The 15,323-nt window shown below is 42.7% G+C and carries 16 protein-coding genes; 6 read left to right on the forward strand and 10 right to left on the reverse strand.

Annotated elements, in window-relative coordinates; genetic code table 11:
• Nucleotides 1-97: 97 nt before the first annotated feature.
• Both I6E83_RS05580 and I6E83_RS05585 read left to right on the forward strand, forming a co-directional pair.
• Nucleotides 98-892 (forward strand): HesA/MoeB/ThiF family protein, encoded by a 795-nt coding sequence (locus tag I6E83_RS05580; protein ID WP_197100297.1) that lies wholly within the window; start codon nucleotides 98-100, stop codon nucleotides 890-892.
• A gap of 90 nt (nucleotides 893-982) precedes the next feature.
• Nucleotides 983-2,296 carry an ABC1 kinase family protein gene (locus I6E83_RS05585; protein ID WP_197100298.1) on the forward strand — a complete coding sequence of 438 codons (1,314 nt, stop codon included), beginning with the start codon at nucleotides 983-985 and terminating at the stop codon, nucleotides 2,294-2,296.
• Nucleotides 2,297-2,711: 415 nt separating this feature from the next.
• Here the strand turns inward: I6E83_RS05585 and I6E83_RS05590 are convergent, their stop codons facing one another.
• A complete protein-coding gene (locus I6E83_RS05590) occupies nucleotides 2,712-3,200 on the reverse strand; it encodes an Lrp/AsnC family transcriptional regulator (RefSeq protein WP_197100299.1) in 489 nt (162 codons plus the stop codon).
• Nucleotides 3,201-3,417: 217 nt separating this feature from the next.
• Between I6E83_RS05590 and leuA the strand changes: the two genes are divergently transcribed.
• Both leuA and I6E83_RS05600 read left to right on the forward strand, forming a co-directional pair.
• On the forward strand, nucleotides 3,418-5,205 hold the full coding sequence (gene leuA, locus I6E83_RS05595; protein WP_197100300.1) for a 2-isopropylmalate synthase: 1,788 nt from the start codon (nucleotides 3,418-3,420) through the stop codon (nucleotides 5,203-5,205).
• Between the two features lie 252 nt (nucleotides 5,206-5,457).
• Nucleotides 5,458-6,078: a hypothetical protein gene (locus I6E83_RS05600; protein WP_197100301.1), complete on the forward strand. Its 621-nt coding sequence runs from the start codon at nucleotides 5,458-5,460 to the stop codon at nucleotides 6,076-6,078.
• Between the two features lie 185 nt (nucleotides 6,079-6,263).
• Here the strand turns inward: I6E83_RS05600 and accC are convergent, their stop codons facing one another.
• The 4 genes from accC to I6E83_RS05620 form a co-directional block, all read right to left on the reverse strand.
• Complete coding sequence (accC, locus tag I6E83_RS05605; RefSeq protein ID WP_110922932.1) at nucleotides 6,264-7,625, reverse strand: acetyl-CoA carboxylase biotin carboxylase subunit; 1,362 nt, start codon at nucleotides 7,623-7,625, stop codon at nucleotides 6,264-6,266.
• 156 nt (nucleotides 7,626-7,781) lie between these two features.
• On the reverse strand, nucleotides 7,782-8,210 hold the full coding sequence (accB, locus tag I6E83_RS05610; protein ID WP_110922931.1) for an acetyl-CoA carboxylase biotin carboxyl carrier protein: 429 nt from the start codon (nucleotides 8,208-8,210) through the stop codon (nucleotides 7,782-7,784).
• 358 nt (nucleotides 8,211-8,568) lie between these two features.
• Complete coding sequence (locus tag I6E83_RS05615) at nucleotides 8,569-9,936, reverse strand: MATE family efflux transporter (RefSeq protein WP_197100302.1); 1,368 nt, start codon at nucleotides 9,934-9,936, stop codon at nucleotides 8,569-8,571.
• 360 nt (nucleotides 9,937-10,296) lie between these two features.
• On the reverse strand, nucleotides 10,297-10,770 hold the full coding sequence (locus I6E83_RS05620) for an EVE domain-containing protein (protein ID WP_197100303.1): 474 nt from the start codon (nucleotides 10,768-10,770) through the stop codon (nucleotides 10,297-10,299).
• 242 nt (nucleotides 10,771-11,012) lie between these two features.
• Here I6E83_RS05620 and hemW point away from each other — a divergent pair, with 242 nt between their 5' ends.
• Nucleotides 11,013-12,341: a radical SAM family heme chaperone HemW gene (gene hemW / locus I6E83_RS05625; protein WP_197100304.1), complete on the forward strand. Its 1,329-nt coding sequence runs from the start codon at nucleotides 11,013-11,015 to the stop codon at nucleotides 12,339-12,341.
• Nucleotides 12,342-12,463: 122 nt separating this feature from the next.
• Here the strand turns inward: hemW and I6E83_RS05630 are convergent, their stop codons facing one another.
• A complete protein-coding gene (locus I6E83_RS05630) occupies nucleotides 12,464-12,604 on the reverse strand; it encodes an entericidin A/B family lipoprotein (RefSeq protein ID WP_110922927.1) in 141 nt (46 codons plus the stop codon).
• A 260-nt stretch (nucleotides 12,605-12,864) separates the two neighbouring features.
• Between I6E83_RS05630 and I6E83_RS05635 the strand changes: the two genes are divergently transcribed.
• Nucleotides 12,865-13,437 carry a tRNA (cytidine(34)-2'-O)-methyltransferase gene (locus I6E83_RS05635; RefSeq protein ID WP_197100305.1) on the forward strand — a complete coding sequence of 191 codons (573 nt, stop codon included), beginning with the start codon at nucleotides 12,865-12,867 and terminating at the stop codon, nucleotides 13,435-13,437.
• 251 nt (nucleotides 13,438-13,688) lie between these two features.
• Here the strand turns inward: I6E83_RS05635 and I6E83_RS05640 are convergent, their stop codons facing one another.
• From I6E83_RS05640 to tusD, 4 genes are all read right to left on the reverse strand, one after another.
• Nucleotides 13,689-14,024, reverse strand: coding sequence for a TusE/DsrC/DsvC family sulfur relay protein (locus I6E83_RS05640; protein WP_197100520.1), 336 nt, complete (start codon nucleotides 14,022-14,024; stop codon nucleotides 13,689-13,691).
• 29 nt (nucleotides 14,025-14,053) lie between these two features.
• The gene (locus I6E83_RS05645) at nucleotides 14,054-14,383 is read right to left on the reverse strand and encodes a hypothetical protein (protein WP_197100306.1); all 330 of its coding nucleotides are present in this window, start codon (nucleotides 14,381-14,383) and stop codon (nucleotides 14,054-14,056) included.
• 22 nt (nucleotides 14,384-14,405) lie between these two features.
• The gene (locus I6E83_RS05650) at nucleotides 14,406-14,729 is read right to left on the reverse strand and encodes a hypothetical protein (protein WP_110922923.1); all 324 of its coding nucleotides are present in this window, start codon (nucleotides 14,727-14,729) and stop codon (nucleotides 14,406-14,408) included.
• A gap of 88 nt (nucleotides 14,730-14,817) precedes the next feature.
• A complete protein-coding gene (gene tusD / locus I6E83_RS05655) occupies nucleotides 14,818-15,234 on the reverse strand; it encodes a sulfurtransferase complex subunit TusD (protein WP_197100307.1) in 417 nt (138 codons plus the stop codon).
• Between the last annotated feature and the right edge of the window lie 89 nt (nucleotides 15,235-15,323).

The raw sequence follows: 15,323 nt of genomic DNA on the forward strand, positions 1-15,323 counted from the left end.
AGTAAACAAATATTGTACTGAACGGCTTACTGAGTTGCTTAGTGTTGATTTTTTTGTTTGAGAATAGATTTTAGACAGTAGTAGATAAGGGCTAAATATGGCAGATTCATTAGAGACAGCGCAGCTATCGGATGAAGAGCTGCTGCGTTATGCACGGCAGGTATTACTCGATGGCTGGGATATTGATGCTCAAATACGCTTGAAGTCGTCTCGTGTGGTCATTATAGGTGCGGGCGGTCTAGGTTGTCCTGCTTCTGAGACGCTAGTGCGGGCGGGACTTGGGCACATCCATCTAATCGATGACGATGAGATTGAGGCCAGTAATTTACAGCGTCAGACATTGTTTTTACCTGAAGATATCGGTAAGCCTAAAGCGATAGCAGCGGCGCAGATGTTAGAGAAAACGAATCCTTTAATCACTGCTCGAGGTACGGTGGCGCGATTGAATGAAGATAATGCTTATGAATTGCTGAATATAGCGACCGGTAAGCCTGATTTGCTCTTAGACTGTACTGATAATTTTGCCACACGTGATGTGATCAATCGTATTAGTGTGCGTTATCAGATTCCATTATTATCTGCCTCAGCAATTGCGATGCAAGGGCAGTTAGCCCTGTATGAGCCACAGTTAAACACTGGCTGCTATCATTGCGTGTTTGGTTCGGTGGTGAGTGATACAGAGTCTGATGAGCGTACTTGTGCCAACTCAGGTGTGCTTGCTAGTACGACTGCGATTATGGGAAATTTGCAAGCCAATGCCGCCCTGCAATACCTTGGATTAACCAAAAATCCACTGACAAATAAGCTGCTCATATGGGATGGTGGCCAAATGCAACAACGGCTAATGGGCTATCGCCAAGATGCAGAGTGTCCTGTCTGTAGCAGTCATTAATCAATAGATATGAGTTGGTGGCTACTTGGCTCATCTGCATATATTACCGTCTATTTTCCCACATCCTTTTTATGACCATAGTTGTTTCTTATGAAAATTCACCGTCCGCATTTATTAAAACATACGTTCAATGTTGTCAATCGTGTTCGCCAAACAGCGAGTGTCGCTGGTTTGTCGGCGCTCAGAGTCGCGAGAGGGGAAAAGCCCGACGCGATGCTATTAAAAGAAACATTTGAGCAATTAGGTACGACTTATATCAAGATTGGCCAATTCATCGCTAGCACGCCGTCTTTATTTCCACGCGAATACGTAAAAGCCTTTCAGAGCTGCTTAGATCAAACCACGCCCTTGTCTTATGCTTATATCGAGCAGGTACTAAAAGAAGAGTTGGAGGCTGACGGTATGACGCTAGATGATAAGTTTGCCCATATCGACTCAGAGCCACTGGCTTCAGCGTCTATTGCCCAAGTTCATGCTGCACGATTGCATAATGGCGATGAAGTGGTGTTAAAGGTGCAAAAGCCTGACGTTGAAACCATTATGCAGACGGATTTGGGCGTATTGCATGGCGTAACCAAATTACTTGAAATCCTTATGCCATCGATGAAGTTTGCCAGTATTGCGCCAATTATCGATGAGATTCGTCTGCGTATGTTAGCAGAGACAGATTTTATCGCTGAGGCACAGAATATCCGCGATTTTCAGCAGTTTTTAGCCGTATCAGGCAATACTCGTGTGGTAGCTCCGACCGTATATGAAGCGTTGACTACTAAGCGCGTACTGACCATGAGTCGCTTGTATGGTGTCTCTATGGTCGATGAATCACTCATGCGTCAATACTGTGCTGATCCTGCGCAAGTCATGGCAGATACGTTGAACACATGGTTTGCTAGTCTGATGCTGTGCAACAGTTTCCATGCTGATTTACATGCGGGCAACTTGATGTTATTGACTGATGGCCGCATTGGATTTTTAGATTTTGGTATCGTGGGTAAGCTAAAAGCGGAAAGCTGGCGCGCGTGTATGGGTATGATGCAAGCCATGCAAGACAGTGACTATCAAGCAATGGCGCGTCATATGATTGATATGGAGATGACGCATGGTGGCAATCAGGTCGATGTGGTGGCACTGGGTAATGATTTACAGCGTATGATGAAAACCATCATGGCAGAGGACAGAGCCTTTACGAGCGGTGTACCTTTTAATAGTAAAGAACAAGCCGATGAGCTCAATCAAATGATGCTTGAGATTGTGGAAGTAGGTAAGCGTCATGGTATTCATTTCCCACGTGATTTTGCCTTGTTGACCAAGCAGATGCTATATTTCGATCGGTTTATGCGTACACTGGCACCGGATATGGATATGTTTAGCGATCAGCGCGTACAAATGCTAGGGCAAGCATAAAAGTCATTGGCATTAGACGCTATTAAAAGGATGCAACCTTACCAGTTATATTGAATATAGTCGTTCCACTATAAAAGTATTACAGCGTTAACCTCACTTGAAGTATCACATATACATCTACACTCGGTTGCCTTGTACTACTTTTAAATTGAATCGACTATACTATTGAATATGTCATCGCTTTTAATGAGGGGTTGTATAGAGTGTCATTGACATGCATTGTTCAATTCTATACAACCGCTATGTTCTCAATACGTTCAATATCATTTGCATCCTCTGATACAGAGGGCTTTGTGTTCATTGACGACAGAGGATTGTGATCATTGCCGAAAAATGGCTCTGTCATGATTACGCCCTCTAAAAGCTTTTTTTTCCTATACTTAGTGTACTCACTCACGAATTTAGCAGCAGTTGTTTACACCACGCTACGACTAAACACCTCTCGTAACTCAAAACTGGTATGTACTTGCGCGACGCCTTCGATACGATTCAATCTGTGCAATAAAAACTCTTCATAATGCGCCATGTCACGTACTCTGACTTTGATGAGATAGTCTTCGGAACGTCCTGTGACAATGCTGCAGCTAATGACTTCATCGAAGCTCTGTATTTTGGATTCAAACTGTTCAAAACGCTCGGCAGTATGACGATCCATACTAATCGCAATGAACACGGCCAGCGGGTAGCCAAGCTTTTGCGCATCTGTTTTGGTGTAATAGCCAGTGATAACGCCAGCATCCTCTAAACGTTTGATACGGCGAGCACAAGGCGTGGCTGAAAGGTTCACGTGCTCAGCAAGCTCTGTGATGCTCATGCGTGCCTGAGTCTGTAATAAGCGTAATAATTGTCTATCGATCTCATCTATGTCAGCCAAAGATGTGCTATCAAAAGGACTACTTGGCATAATTTATGACCTTATTAGTGGATTCATCTAATTATACTTATCAATATAAACTTTTCCACTAAAAAAATCTAAAATTTAATAGAAGAAAGCCGGTTTCTATCTTACAAACTTTGATATTATAATGACAGAAACATTGGTTATCTCGTATGAGAAAGATTGACCTAGTCATCAACCATTTAGCTACAACATAAATTCCCATACTTTCTAAGGATTGATTATGTCTGACCAAGCCACACGCACTGTAGCCGCTAAGACTGCAAAGGTTACACCCAAAAATGCCACTTTTGATTATAAAAAGTATCGTCCATTTGCATTTGCACCATCGTTGCCAGATCGTACTTGGCCGAGCAAAACAATTGAGAAATCACCGATATGGGCAAGTGTGGATCTGCGTGATGGTAACCAAGCACTGATTGATCCGATGACTATCGAACAAAAAATGCGCTTTTTTGAAACCCTGGTCGATGTGGGTTTTAAAGAGATTGAAATTGGTTTTCCATCAGCTGCGCAAGTTGAGTTCGATTTCGCTCGTAAACTTATCGAAGAAAACCATGTGCCTGACGATGTGACTTTGCAAGTTTTGGTACAAGCTCGTGAGCATTTGATTGCTCGTACCTTTGAATCATTGAAAGGTGCGAAGCGTGCTGTTGTCCACGTATATAACTCAACATGCCGGATTCAACGTGAAAAAGTCTATGGCAAAGACAAAGCCGAGATTAAAGAGATTGCTATCACGGGTGCCAAGCTATTGCAGCAATATGCCGCGAAATATCCTGAGACAGAATGGGTTTTTCAGTATTCACCAGAAAGCTTTAGCCAAACAGAGACTGAATATGCAGTAGAAGTCTGTGATGCAGTCTGTGAAGTATGGCAACCACAACATGGCCAAGAAGTAATCTTTAACTTGCCAGCGACGGTTGAAGCATCTATGCCTAACGTCTTCGCTGATCAAGTTGAGTATTTTTGCCGTCATCTTGCCCAGCGTGAGCATGTGATTGTTAGTTTGCATACGCATAATGACCGTGGCTGTGCGGTTGCTGCTGCTGAGCTTGGTGTATTGGCTGGTGCAGATCGCATCGAAGGGACGTTATTGGGTAATGGCGAGCGTACCGGTAATATGGATATTATGGTCATGGCGATGAACTTGTTTAGCCAAGGTATCGATCCGGATCTTGACTTTAGCAATATGAGCGAAATCGTTCAGGTTGTTAGCGAATGTAATAATTTGCCTTTGCATCCACGTCATCCTTATGTCGGTGAGCTAGTATTTACTGCATTCAGTGGTTCGCATCAAGATGCTATCAAAAAATCTCTCGACTATAATGAAAAGCATCAAGACGAAACAGACAACGTTTGGGATGTGGCTTATTTGCCGATTGATCCGGCACATATTGGTCGTAGCTATCAAGACGTGGTACGTATCAACAGTCAGTCGGGTAAAGGCGGAGTTGCTTATATCTTGCAGCGTAATTATGGCTTTAATTTGCCGCGTTGGATGCAAATCGACTTTAGCGGTGTGGTACAAAAGCAAGCTGAAAGTGCAGCACGTGAATTGCAGAATGACGAGATTTTACAGGCCTTTGAAAATACCTATCTACAGCAAGGTGAGTTTGAGCTATTAGACTATAGTGTCAATAATAAAGCGGGTGAAGTGTGCTTTGATGGTCAAGTACAGATGAATGGCGAAACCATTAATATTGATGGTACGGGTAACGGTCCATTGTCATCATTCATCGATGGTCTTGCTCAGCATACAGGCAAGTCGATACATGTTATCAATTATGCTGAACATGCGATCAATCCGCAGCATAATAGCGGTGATGGCATCGATGACGATACCAATCGTGATAACAAAACCAATGCCAATGCAGCAGCTTACATTCAGCTAAATGTCGATGGTGAGGTGTACTCAGGTATTGGTACATGTAGTAGTACTGTGTCAGCCATGCTTAAAGGCGCACTATCCGCTTTTGCTCAGGCACTTAGTACTGCGACTACTGCTTAATATCAGAAAATATTAAGTTTAAAATAACATCATCGCTTCTTGCTTATTTATAGCAAGTGAAGTGATGATGTTATTTTTTTGCATAAGAAAAAGAAAAGCCATTTTAGAGCGTGCTACCGCAACACAGTCTATATTTGAGCTGCTTAGCGTGCTAAGACCAATAGCATAATATTACTTGTGTTTTTGGTGTCTAAGACTTACGCTAATGTATATAGTAACTATTATAATATTAATATAAACATAAGGTTAATCATGGAACCTCTATCCTTTGCTTCAGTGACATTGGCATCTATTCTGGCTTCAGTGCCAGCGAATGGTGAAATTATCACTAAGCCGACCATTACTACCCATATTAGTCCAGCTATTGCAGGACAATGGGAGATCGACTTAGATAGTCCAATTACGATGACAAAAGAAGCCAAAGCCGAGCAAGATACGCTGAAATCTCCCCAACAGGCAGAAAGTACCGAGCCTAAAGTAATGGCTAGTACAGAGGGCGGTATTTTCTCGCAAAGTGAAAGTCGTGTTTTTGATATCAAGCCTAATATGAATACAACATTGAGCGCATCTACGAAAAAGCCAAATCAGTGCCGTGAGCTGTATAATTTTGGGGCTGATAATGAGATGTGGGCAGTGAGTGGTAAAGAGCGGACTTATAGTCGTTATTTGGTCACGCACCGAGAGGAAGGGCTACCAGTCATTGCGATTAGAACGGTCTCTGACAATAATGAAATAGACTGCTCTGGCAATCAAGTTGATCAGACTGGCGAAGCATTGATTGCTTTTTTGAATCACGATGGTAATCAGATGCAGTGGTGTGCAGACCCTGAAGGTAAGGAATGTTTTATGAATTTTCATAAAGTGTTGCCATAGAGGTCAGGTGTTTATCACCTATCACCGCTATTGAACACCGCTCATCGATTTCTACATATGGCTATATGCATTAAAGTATAGCTATCTAGTATCAAGCACTTTACCTAACCCTATTATTTATACAAATAAAAAAACCGCTATCTATTTAGGTAGCGGTTTTTTAGGTTCTGAATCAGTTGAATAACTTATGACTTGGCTTTTTCTTTATTCGCAGTCAAAAGCTCTCTTTCTAGATAATGAATATTTTGCGCTTCATGAACAAAGTTATCATCTGCCAAAATCACATCACGATGTAGCGGTATATTGGTTTTGATACCTTCAATCACTAATTCATCGAGTGCATGCAACGTTTTAGATATCGCTTGCTGACGTGTTTGGCCATGGCAAATAAGCTTACCGATCAATGAATCATAATAAGTCGGTATCTCATACCCAGGATATAGATGCGAGTCAAAACGCACACCTGAGCCACTTGGCGCAAACAATTGACTAACGGTGCCAGGGCAAGGAACAAAGGTCGCAGCATCTTCAGCATTGATACGACATTCAATCGCATGGCCTTGGATTTCAATTTCGCTTTGACGATAAGACAAGCCATAACCAGCTGCAATCTTAAGCTGCTCAACGACAACATCAATGCCAGTAATCATTTCGGTCACAGGATGTTCGACCTGTACACGAGTATTCATTTCAATAAAGAAGAACTCGTTGTTTTCAAATAAAAACTCAAAAGTTCCCGCTCCGCGATATTTTACGAGCTCGCATGCTTTGACACAGGCTCTTAAAATAGGCTCGCGTACGTCGTCAGGGATATCTGGTGCAGGGGCTTCTTCTAGCACTTTCTGATGACGACGTTGTAATGAGCAATCACGGTCATATAGATGGATAGCATTACCGTTACCGTCACCAAGTACCTGTACTTCTACGTGGCGCGGGTTTTGTAGATAGCGTTCCATATAGACCGTATCATCACCAAACCATAGCTCAGCTTCTTGTTTGGCAGCTTGTACTTGTCCGATCACTTCTTCAAAGCGTTCAACGACACGCATACCGCGACCACCACCGCCAGAAGCTGCTTTGATCAATAGGGGAAAGCCGATATTGCGCGCTTGTTCTTCAGCGTTATGTAGTGTCACAGCACCAACAGAACCAGGTACGGTGGGTACACCTGCTTTTTTCATAGCATTAATAGCAGAAACTTTATTGCCCATTAAGCGGATATGATCAGCATTAGGACCAACAAAGGTCAAACCTGCTTCTTCAACTTGTTCAGCGAATTCAGCATTCTCTGATAAAAAACCATAGCCAGGATGAATGGCATCGGCACCAGTGATTTCAGCAGCGGTTAGAATAGTATTGATATCAAGATAGCTTTGATTGGCATTAGGTTTGCCAATACAGATTGCCTCATCAACAAAACGCAGGTGCATCAAGTTGGCATCAGCCGTGGAATAGACACCGACGGTCTCTATGCCAAGCGCTTTACACGCTCGAACGATACGTAGGGCAATCTCACCTCTATTGGCGATGAGCAGTTTTTTTATCATGGGGTCATCCTTGTCGAAGCGGCAGTCATTGATAGAGTCGTTATTTTGGCATCGTGACGCTAAGCTATTATAGTTAATGCACTATAACTCAAACTCAGATGCCAAATGGTAACGAGGTCTCAATCATAATGAGATAAAGTGTGGCGAAAGTTATCGTTATGCTTTGTAGCGTACGATAGGTTGGCCAAACTGTACTACTTCAGAGTTATCGACTAAGATTTCGTCAATGACGCCACTTTGAGTTGCCTCAAGCGGATTCATGATTTTCATGGCTTCAATGATACCGAGCGTGTCACCAGCCTGTACCTTTTGTCCAACCTTGATGAAAGGTGGGTCATTAGGGCTAGGCGCTGAATAGTAAACACCAACCATTGGTGATGTCTCAACGCTACCAGCTTTTACCGCAGGTTTTGCTTCGGCAGCAATGGGAGCCGCGCTCGCAGTAGGAGCAGCCATCATCGTTGGTGCAGGGGCATCATAGTGACGAGTCAAACTAATGTGTTCGTCGTCTGAGCTGATTTCCAAATTAACCAGTTCACTTTCTTCCATGAGTGCGATCAGAGTGCGTATTTTTTCAATATCCATAGTTTTAATTTTGCCTTGTACTAAATTCGAGAAATAGTGTAACTAAATATTGTGCAGATAATTGCTAATGATACCTATATTCACGTCAATGAGCAATCGATGTACAGTTGTTAACTGAGATTTTTTACATATTATGACGTATGCATATGTTATGCGTAAGAAATGCTCAATGATTTATCATAGTCTATGTGACCATATAGCGCCAGTGATGGTTACCAGATACTATAGTCAAATTCATATAAATTCGCTATATCGTCATCCTCACTAACCATACTAATGTATAGCTTGCACTCGGCTTCCTTGTATCGAAATTGTTTGGATCAACTATATGTTAGATAAACATGATTTAGATAGTCTATTAAGCCCACTTTACCGTTAAACGTCTCTGTTGATAGCGCAGTCGCAGAGTCAGTAGAATAGACGATAAAAACAACCCTGTGATTAATGCCATCCAAAACCCTTGGGCGCCAACGTCAGTGAAACGCACCAAATAAATACCGAGCGGTAGAGCGACTAACCAATAGCAAAATAGCGTGACCCACATTGGTATGGTCGTGTCTTGCATGCCGCGCAATATACCAGCAATGTTGACTTGCCAGCCATCAAATAACTGATAAGCCAGTGCAAAGATGAGCAAGTGCATGGCTTGTGCTCTGACCACTGGATTGTCAGTAAATGCTGCTGCCAGTTGTGGTCTAAACAGCCATATGCCAAGCATACAAGTGATGGCAATCAATACGGTCCAAATCAACCCTGTGGCTTGTACTTGTCGTAATGCCAGTAGGTTTTTTTCGCCGAAACGATTGGATATCATAATAGTCAGCGCCATGGCGACTGATATGGGTATCATAAACAGCTGCGAGGTTACCGCCAATGCTACTTGGTGTGATGCTGTTGCTATCTCACCTAAGGGACTGATAACTAGGGCACCTAAGCTAAATAGACTGGCTTCAAAAAATATCGAGATACCAATCGGAATGCCCAGTTTCAGCAGTTTTTTGATCTGTTCACGATTAGGACTGGCAAAGCCATAAAAAAACCGTGTGCTAGCAAACTGTTGTCGCTTAGTGAAGCTGGTATAAGCAGCAAGTAGCAGTACATTTATCCATAATACTAAAGCTGTCGCGACACCGCAGCCTGCGCCGCCCATCTCAGGCATGCCGAATAAACCATGAATAAAAATATAGTTAAGCGGAATATCTGCCAGTAGACCAATGATACTAATGACGGTGACAGGCTCAGGTCGCCCAAGCGCTTCGCAATAACTGCGTAGGACGGCATAGACAGCCAGTGCAGGGAAACCAAACGAGACACCATGTAAATATTGCGTAGCGATTGGCTGGATGTTTTCAGGCACCCCCATGATTCCAAGTACGTTTGGGGCCAAATTAACCACAATAAAGCCAATAATACCAATGACACCAGCAGTCCATAAGGATTGCTGCGTGATATGAGGTACTTGGTCATGCTTGTTTTGACCAATTGCCTCACCAATGAGCGGTGTGGTAGCAATCAAAATACCAGTGGCTAATAAAAATAATGGCAGCCAAATACCAGAACCAACGGCAACGGCAGCCAAATCGAGCGCAGAGACTTGACCTGCCATAATAGCATCGACTACGCCAAGTGCCGCTTGGCAAAATTGGGTAATCAAGATAGGTAGTGCGAGCACACCTAAACGTAAGCTGTAGCTTTTAAAATCTCTAAAGGATAATGGGAAAACCATAGTGAGCAACTTTTTATTCTTTACGGTATTTATTAGGAACGAGCAAAACCTGCCATCAATAAACTAATAGCGAGACAGGGAGATAAAACGAAACAATGAGATGAGAATAGTGCCGACGATAATACTCCGATAAATAATATGAGCAAGCCTATAATGTTGCCTAAGTAGATAAATAGAGTATGAAAAAAAGTGACGGCACTAAAATAAAAATAACCCGTCAATCCAAAGGGTGGATTGACAGGTCATAAATAAATAAGATGGTAAAGAAGCTGGGCTGTAATGTCAATGTTTCAAAGGCGAGCAATGATGGTGGATACAAGACAACTATAAAGAAATATAAAGAAAGAAAAACATGACCTTTTATATGAGATCCAGCGTTTCTGCCATATCCATAATCGTTTGCCAATGCTTTGGCTCTAGCGGAATGACCGTCAACTGCTGACAGCCTTTTCTGAGTAACAATGAATCTTCAAGCGCGGGCAAAAACTTAAGATCTAGTAGTGGTATGACATCAGTAAAGGCCTGCTCAAATTCGACGTCTACCATATACCAGCGTGGCTCATCTTCGGTTGCAATAGGATCGTAGTGGCGATGTTCAGGGTGAAACTGGGTGGGATCAGGATAGCCCGCTTTGCTAATAGTCATGATGCCAGCCACGCCTGATGGTTTGGCGCTAGAATGATAAAAAATTACTTGGTCACCGACTTTCATATCATCGCGCATAAAGTTGCGCGCACGATAATTACGTACGCCATCCCAACGATCCGTTTTTAAACGCTGCAAATCCTCAATACCAAAAAACTTTGGATTAGATTTCATCAACCAGTAAGCCATATTTTTATCCTGTTAATTATTATGGTTTTGTTAGGGGGTGGTGAATATTCACCAGCCGTTAACCGACGACAGTAGTAGCTATTTTGCCAATAAGAGGATGTAGTTAACATGAGTGTTTGTTACTGGTTTTGTTATTGCAGGGATTTTCTTTAAGAGAGTCTTTTTTTTACTGAATTTAGGCGTTATCCTAGCGCTACTTTCTGCTAATGACAGCAGCAACGCATTTATAGATAAATCCTTTTATGTCAAATATTCAATCTGTTCACGGTTCAACTGATATTAATGCCTTCAATAATGATAATGCGGGCGCAATAGAGGTGAGTACCATTCCACTAGCGTTATATATTCATATACCGTGGTGTGTAAAAAAATGTCCCTATTGTGACTTTAACTCGCATGAGCTACCGATCGATAGTCAGATATCGATGTATGACGAATACGTAGATGCATTGCTGCTAGATGCAAACATGCAGCAATCACTAGCCCAAGGGCGCGAGATTAGTTCAATGTTTATCGGCGGAGGCACGCCATCGCTATTACCGATTGCACAGTATCGTCGACTATTTACTAGCTTGCGTAATACTTTTACATTCGCTGATGATATAGAAGTGACCATGGAGGCCAATCCGGGCACGCTAGAGCATGCACCCTTTGCTCAATACCTAGACGTCGGTATCAATCGTCTGTCGATTGGTGTACAGAGCTTTGCTGCTGATAAGTTGACCACGCTTGGACGCATACACGATCCTGCTCAAGCACTGTCTGCCATTCATGCTGCACGCGCTGCTGGCTTTGAGCGCGTCAATGTCGATCTGATGCATGGGCTGCCACAACAAACGATGAGCGAAGCGTTGGATGATATTCAAATGGCGCACGATGCAGGGGCGACACATATCTCTTGGTATCAGCTGACGATTGAGCCCAATACCGTGTTTTATCGTAGTCAGCCTATTTTGCCAGACGAAGACAATTTGGCAGATATTGAACAAGCGGGTCAGGCGCTATTGCAGCAATTGGGCTACAACAATTATGAAGTGTCCGCTTGGGCAGGCGCATCCGATCAGCCGTGTCGTCATAATGTCAATTATTGGCAATTTGGGGATTATTTGGCCATTGGGGCTGGTGCACATGGCAAAGTGACAATTAGTCATAAAGCGACGATGCATCACAAAGCTAGCGAAACAGCAGAAACGAATAAAACGTTAAAGAGCGAGTTGTTAATACAGTCTGGTATTTATCGTTTTAGTAAGTCGCGATTGCCTAAAGACTATGTAGGGCATTTAGATGCTAATGAGCAATCTATCGTAAGCCAAAACACACCTAAGATGGTGGGCTGGCAAGAAATTGACAGTGATGAGCTGGTCAGTGAGTTTATGCTAAATGCACTGCGCTTACATGGCGGGGTGGCTTGGTCGCTGTTTCAAGAAAGAACAGGACTAAGCGCTAATAGTATTGCACCATCAGTAGATAAGCTCGTAGCTCAAGGTTTATTGACAGACAGTGCTGAGCGGTTACAGCCAACAGAATTAGGACAGCGTTATCTCAATCAAATATTACGAGAGTTTTTATAGCACTATATTTTTATGGCCTTTCAGAAGAAAGTAGTAGCGTAAGATAAGCATCAAATAAAGGAATAAAAAAAGGCTTACCAAATAAATGATAAGCCTTTTCTAAAATCTAAAAAAATCAAACCTTAGATTTTATCTTGTACGTCTTGAGCGCCACCAGTTACAGCATTACCAGCGCTTGATACGTCTTGTCCTAGACCTTTAAAAGTGTTGCAACCAGTTAGTACAAACATAGCGGTCAAAGATGCGATGATTAATTTTTTCATAATAGTATCCTCAAAAAATAAATGGATTGTTATAAATAATAACAGCGATGCCAAGCGCAACGCTTAACACTCACTGAAGGTTTATTAGATAAAGAGATAGTTATAAGTAATAACCATCTCTTTATCCGTTACAGACATCATAGTGAAAGTTAAAAACGGTGCACAGTATCAAAATGTAATTATTGGCAGTAAACTGTAACTTTCGATTACTTATCGATGATAAATACAAATAATAAGTTTTGTCCACTGACGGAGTTAGTATGACCATCCATATTGTGTTGGTAGCCCCTAAAATGCCCAGTAATACTGGCAATATCATTCGTTTGTGTGCCAATAGCGGGGCACAGCTACACTTGGTCAGACCTTTAGGGTTTGAGCTCGATGACAAGAAGCTACGCCGTGCAGGTTTGGATTATCATGAATACGCACATCTGCAAGTACATGATGACTGGGCAGCCGCAAGAGAGGCATTGGACGTTGCCGATTGCCATGTGGTCACAGCATTGACCACCAAACTGAGCAAACCATTTTACGATTATGATTTTAGTGGACTGCAAGCTAGTGAAAATTTGAATAATGCTCAGACAGCTAAGAAAATACCTAATATCGCATTGGTATTTGGTTCTGAAACGGCAGGTCTGGCAGATGATATACGTGAAGATATTGGCGCTGATAATTGGTTAAGATTACCTATGCTGGCTGATTCGCGCAGTCTAAACCTATCTAACAGTGTTGCGATATGTCTGTATGAGATATGGCGTCAGCAAGGCTTCGCTGGCGATGAAGGACGTAGTGTCGGCTATGAGACCTTGACGGTGTATGATCCCAAATAGCGTGGTTTTTGCTGACTAGTGAAATACTGAATATACAGCAAGGTATCCATATTTAGATCAAGGTGTAGCACCACGCTAATGAGCTATACCTTTAATGATGTACTATTGGGATAAATATAAGTATTTGATAGCTTATCTTTGCATCAATACAGCAAGCGAAAAATTTATCCCAATAGTTAGTAGGTGTTTTTAGTAGGTTGCTGTGTTCAGAATGACGTTAAGAGCGATTTGATATGGCAGTTAATCATTCATTACAAACAGTTGGGTGGTTTAGGTAGGCCTGATAGGCGATTGACATGGCGGGCGACCAACCCTGTTTTGAATAGCTGCTGTAGTTTTTGATTACTGATATCGTGCTCAGGTAAGGTTTTTTGTAGCCATTTAATCAATGGGCGCGTGGCTGGCGCATGATTGAATTTAGCAAAAAAGGCACGTACTTGTTGTAAAATCTGCAAATGCTCAGCTTCCAACTGGACGTCTAACGTGTCGGCCAGTTGCTGTGCGATATCAGGTGTCCAGATAGTATGATCACACAGGTGACCGTCTTGATCTAATTCAACACTGATTTCAATATTACTAGACGTCATAGCAGGGGCAGTAGTAGCGTTATTACTATTCATAAGGCAATGGTCACGACTTTATCAAATTGTGTGTCTTGAGTCAGCTCGACCCACTCGTCATCTGTCAATATTCTACTCAATTTTGCCTCTAAATTAAGCTTGAGAGTCGTATTGGTCGTTAGTTGCGCGACATCATCGGCTAGTGCATAAATACCAGCAATACCCTCAATCTCAATATCGCCCAAATAAGCATCTAACCAGTCGATAAAGGCAATGGTAGTGCCTAGCAGTAAAATGCTATCGCCAGTGCGCCACGTGCGTGACATCTCGTCAATACCGCGTCTCAGTGTATCCATCGGACTATGCAATTGATATAACGTTGCCATTTAGTTCTTCCTATCTGCTCAGTTAAAAGGTCAGTATCTGCTCAAAGTCTTGAGAGTTGACGACTTCTGGTATCAAGGTTAGTTGTGACGCCAGATCTGCTGGCAGCATACCTGTAACCCATCCACTGAAGACATCATCAGGCAGCCAAGCCGCTGGCATGTCGTACAGCTCAAGTGACTGAATCATGCCATGCAAACGCGATTCAGACTGCATCAGTAGGCCAAAAACAGGTGCATCCAAATATAATTGTACGTCATGGCCAAAGGTTGCTAGCGTTAGCGCCAGCGCGCAGCCCTCATAGCTGGCCATTTCAGTCGGCGTGTGCAACTGAATCAATAGTTTCATGGTGAAATCCTAATCTGATTACTGGCGTGACGATTGCTGTTTTCGCAATCACATCTTCCAAGCCAAAATATCTCAAAACGATGCGTTGTTAAAATTGAATCAGGCGGCAGTCTTCTTGCATCATCATCGCAAGCTCACTCAGGCCGACCAGCGAAAATCCTGTTGCAAAATTGTCACCATTGAGCTGATGGCGTGAGCTGTTATCCATGTCACTAATCCCTCGACTGAGAGCAGTACTGACGCAGATGGGTAGCGATAACTGATACTGCTCGGCAAGGTTTTGCCATTCTTTGGTTAAATCAACTTGCTCTGCTGACTGCCAGCGTAAGCGGTTGGCAGTATGGGCAGCATCTCCATAAAAAAAGACATTTAACGTTTTACTGCTATTCGTTTTTTCTTCGTTTGAGGTGCTTTTAAGATAAGCACGAGCATAACGTAGCGCTAGAGAGCCCAGTGGATGACTGGGATCAGCGGTAATCAAAAGTAAAGGGGGCATGGTTGTCATAAGGATTCTTGTCGATCATCAATGCTAAAGGTGTTTATGCTACCATAAAGCGCTCAAAAGCAAAGTGCGTCAGTGTGATTAAAAGTGGT

Source organism: Psychrobacter sp. SZ93C1, from assembly GCF_015864635.1.
In the GTDB taxonomy this organism is placed as follows: domain Bacteria; phylum Pseudomonadota; class Gammaproteobacteria; order Pseudomonadales; family Moraxellaceae; genus Psychrobacter; species Psychrobacter fozii.